Source organism: Streptomyces sp. NRRL S-37 (assembly GCF_000721605.1).
Lineage (GTDB): Bacteria > Actinomycetota > Actinomycetes > Streptomycetales > Streptomycetaceae > Streptomyces.
The window spans coordinates 1-3,966 of record NZ_JOIZ01000056.1 but is presented as its reverse complement, the minus strand read 5'-3'; the positions used below and the strand labels follow the sequence as shown (position 1 = coordinate 3,966).

1 protein-coding gene is annotated in these 3,966 nt (G+C 75.3%); it reads right to left on the bottom strand.

Annotated elements, in window-relative coordinates:
• Positions 1-3,966: type I polyketide synthase (locus IH50_RS0136605; protein WP_030872837.1), on the bottom strand; the 3,966-nt coding region annotated here is incomplete at both ends.

The window sequence follows — 3,966 nt, the reverse complement described above, 5'->3', positions numbered from 1 at the left end:
GACACCATCACCGCCCACAACACCGGCTGCACCACATCCACCCGCTCCAACGACGGAGCACCCTCCACACCCCGCACCACATCCAGCAACGACCAGTCGGTGTGAGGTGACAGGGCTGCCGCGCACTCCGCCATGCGGGCGGCGAACACGGGTGAGGTGTCGAGGAGTTCGACGGCCATGCCGGCCCACTGGGAGCCCTGGCCGGGGAAGACGAACACGACGCCGGGTCCGGTCTCGGCGACGCCGTCCACGACGCGGGCGGACGGTTCACCGGCGGCGAGGGCGTCGAGGCCGGTGAGGAGGTCGTCGAGACCGCCGCCCACCACGACCGAACGGTGCTCCATCGCGACACGCGTCGACACCAGCGAATACGCCACGTCCAGCGCCCCCGCGCCACTGTCACGCACGGACGCGGCCAGCCGCGCCGCCTGCTCCCGCACCGCCTCACGCGACTTCGCCGACACCACCCACGGCAGCCATACCGGGGCCTGGGCCGGCCCGGTGCCGGTCTCGCCGGTCGGCTCGTCGGCGGGCTCGTCCTGCGGGGCCTGTTCGAGGATGAGGTGGCCGTTGGTGCCGCTGATGCCGAAGGAGGAGACGCCGGCGCGGCGGGGCCGGCCGGTCTCCGGCCAGTCCGTGTGCTCGGTGGCCAGGCGGACGGCGCCGCCGGACCAGTCGACGACCGAGGTGGGTTCGGTGATGTGCAGGCTCCTGGGCACCATGCCGTGCCGCATCGCGAGCACCATCTTGATCATGCCGGCGACACCGGCGGCGGCCTGGGTGTGGCCGATGTTCGACTTCAGCGAGCCGAGCAGCAGCGGCCGGTCGGCGGGCCGGTCCTGGCCGTAGGTGGCGAGGATGGCCTGGGCCTCGATCGGGTCGCCGAGCGGGGTGCCGGTGCCGTGCGCCTCGACGACGTCGACCTCGGCGGCGGACAGTCCGGCGTTGGCGAGGGCCTGGCGGATGACGCGCTGCTGGGAGGGGCCGTTGGGTGCGGTGAGGCCGTTGGAGGCGCCGTCCTGGTTGAGGGCGGAACCGCGCACCACGGCGAGGACGGGGTGGCCGTTGCGGCGGGCGTCGGAGAGCCGTTCCAGCAGGACGAGGCCGACGCCCTCGGCGAAGCCCATGCCGTCGGCGCCCTCGGCGAACGCCTTGCAGCGGCCGTCGGGGGCGAGGCCGCGCTGCCGGGAGAACTCCACGTAGGGCTCGGGGGTGGACATGACGGTGACGCCGCCGGCCAGGGCCATGGTGCACTCGCCGGTGCGCAGCGACTGCAGGGCCAGGTGCAGGGCGACCATGGAGGACGAGCAGCCGGTGTCCATGGTGACGGCGGGGCCCTCGAAGCCGTACGTGTAGGACAGGCGGCCGGAGGCGATGCTGGAGGCGTTGCCGGTCATGAGGTGGCCGGCCAGCTGCTCCTGGGCGGCGGCGCCGCCGAGGCGGATCTGGTAGTCGGTGTTGATGGTGCCGACGAAGACCCCGGTGGCGGTGGAGCGCAGGGTCTCCGGGTCGATGCCGGCGCGTTCGAACGCCTCCCAGGAGGTCTCCAGGAGCAGGCGCTGCTGCGGGTCCATGGCGAGGGCCTCACGCGGGGAGATCCCGAAGAACGCCGGGTCGAATCCGGCGACGTCCCGGATGAAGCCGCCCTCACGGCTGTAGGTGGTGCCCTGTCGTTCGGAGTCGGGGTCGTACATCGAGTCGAGGTCCCAGCCGCGGTCGGCGGGCGGGGTGGACACCGCGTCGACCTCGGCGACCATCAGGTCCCAGAGTTCCTCGGGGCTGGTGACCCCTCCGGGGAAGCGGCAGGCCATGGCGACCACGGCCATCGGCTCGTCGGTGACGCCGGCCGCGACGACCACGGGCGCGGCGGCGGGCCGCTCCCCGCCGAGCAGCCGGTCCTTGAGGTGCTCGACGACGGCGGCGGTGTTGGGGTGGTCGAACAGGAGCGTCGTGGGCAGCTTGACGTCGGTGGCGGCGGTGATGCGGTTGCGCACCTCGACGGCGGTGAGCGAGTCGAAGCCCAGGTCCTTGAAGGCGCGGTGCACGTCGACGGCCTCGGGTGAGGCGTGGCGCAGGGCGGTGGCGACCTCGGCGCGGACCAGGTCGGTGAGCAGGCGGTCCTGGTCTGCGGGGGCGAGGCCGCGCAGCCGGTCGCGCAGGGCGTGGGTGTCGGGCGCGGCGGCCTTGGCGGCCTCCAGGGCGCGGCGGACCTCGGGCAGGTCGCCGATGAGGGGGCTGGGCCGGGCGGCGGTCAGGACGCCGGCGTACGAGGGCCAGTCGACGTCGACGACGGTGGCGTGCGAGGCGCCCTCGGTGACGGCGGCGCGCAGGGCGGCGACGGCGGTGTCGGGCGCCATCGGGGTGAGTCCGTCGTGGCGCATCCGGTCGGTGAGGACGTCGGCGGTGGCCATGCCGGCGTCGGCCCAGGGGCCCCAGGCGACGGAGGTGACGGGCAGGCCGGCGGCGCGGCGCTGCTCGGCGACGGCGTCGAGGTAGGCATTGGCGGCGGCGTAGTTGGCCTGTCCGGCGTTGCCGAGGACGCCGACGATGGAGGAGAACAGCACGAACATCGACAGGTCGTGCTCGCGGGTGAGGTCGTGCAGGTTCGCGGTGCCGAGGGTCTTGGGGCGCAGGACGGCGTCGAAGCGGTCCGGGGTGAGGGCGTCGAGGACGCCGTCGTCGAGGACGCCCGCGGCGTGGACGACGCCGGTCAGCGGCAGGTCGGCGGGGAGGGACGCGAGGAGGCCGGCGAGCTGGTCGCGGTCGGCGACGTCGCAGTCGGCGACGGTGACGCGGGCGCCGTGGGCGGTGAGTTCGGCGGTGAGGTCGGCGACGCCGGGCGCGTCGGGGCCGCGGCGGCTGGTGAGGACCAGGTGCCGGGTGCCCGCGGCGGCCAGGGAGCGTGCGACGTGGGCGCCGAGGGCGCCGGTGCCGCCGGTGATCAGGACGGTGTCGTGCGCCGCCCAGGTGCCGGTGGGGTCGGCGTCGCCGGCGGGTTCGGGCAGCGGCATCCGGGTGAGGCGGCGGGCGTAGGAGCCGGTGGCGCGGACGGCGAGCTGGTCCTCGGTGCCGCCGAGGAGGCCGGGCAGGCGGTCGAGGGCGCGCGGGTCGGGGGTGGGCGGCAGGTCGACGAGTCCGCCCCAGGTGTCCGGGAGTTCGAAGGCGACGGCGCGGCCGAAGCCCCAGGTCTCGGCCTGGACGGGCGAGGTCAGCGGGTCCCGGCTGTCGACGGAGACGGCGCCGCGGGTGAGCGCCCACAGGCGGGTGCCGGTGCCGGCGAGGGCGTGCGTCAGGTCCTTGACGGCGGCGAGGCCGCGCGGGAGGGCGGGGTGGTCGGGGTGCGGCCGCTCGTCGAGGGCGAGCAGCGACAGCACTCCGGCGGGGTCCTCGCCGTCGGGGGTGGTGAGCAGGGCGGTGAGGGCGGCGGTGTCCTCGTCGCCGGTGAGGTCGTGGCGTTCGATGCGCAGGCCGCGGGCGGTGAGGGCGGTGAGGACGTCGTCGACCCAGGGGTCGTCGGCGTGTCCTGCCGGGACGAGCGCGGGCCAGCGGCCGGCGGGGACGGGGCCGGCGGCGCCGGTCAGCGGGGTCCAGTGGACGCGGTGGCGCCAGGAGTCGAGGGTGGTGCGCAGGGTGCGGCGGCGGCGCCAGGAGGCGAGGGCGGGCAGCAGGCTGCTGAAGGCCTCGGTGTCGTCGCCGGTGATGTCCAGGACGGTGGACAGCCGGGTGATGTCGCCGCTCTCGACGGCGGACCAGAACTCGCCGTCGGCGGGGTCACCGCCGGTGCCGGCGGTCCGCTCGGTCTCGTCGGGGGTGAGCCAGTACCAGTCGCGGCGGAAGGGGTAGGTGGGGAGGTCGACGCGGTGGGGGCGGGTGCCGTCGTAGAAGGCGTCCCAGTCGACGTCGGCGCCGTACGCCCACGCCTCACCGAGCGACAGCGTGAACCGCTCCCAGCCGCCCTCCTCCCGC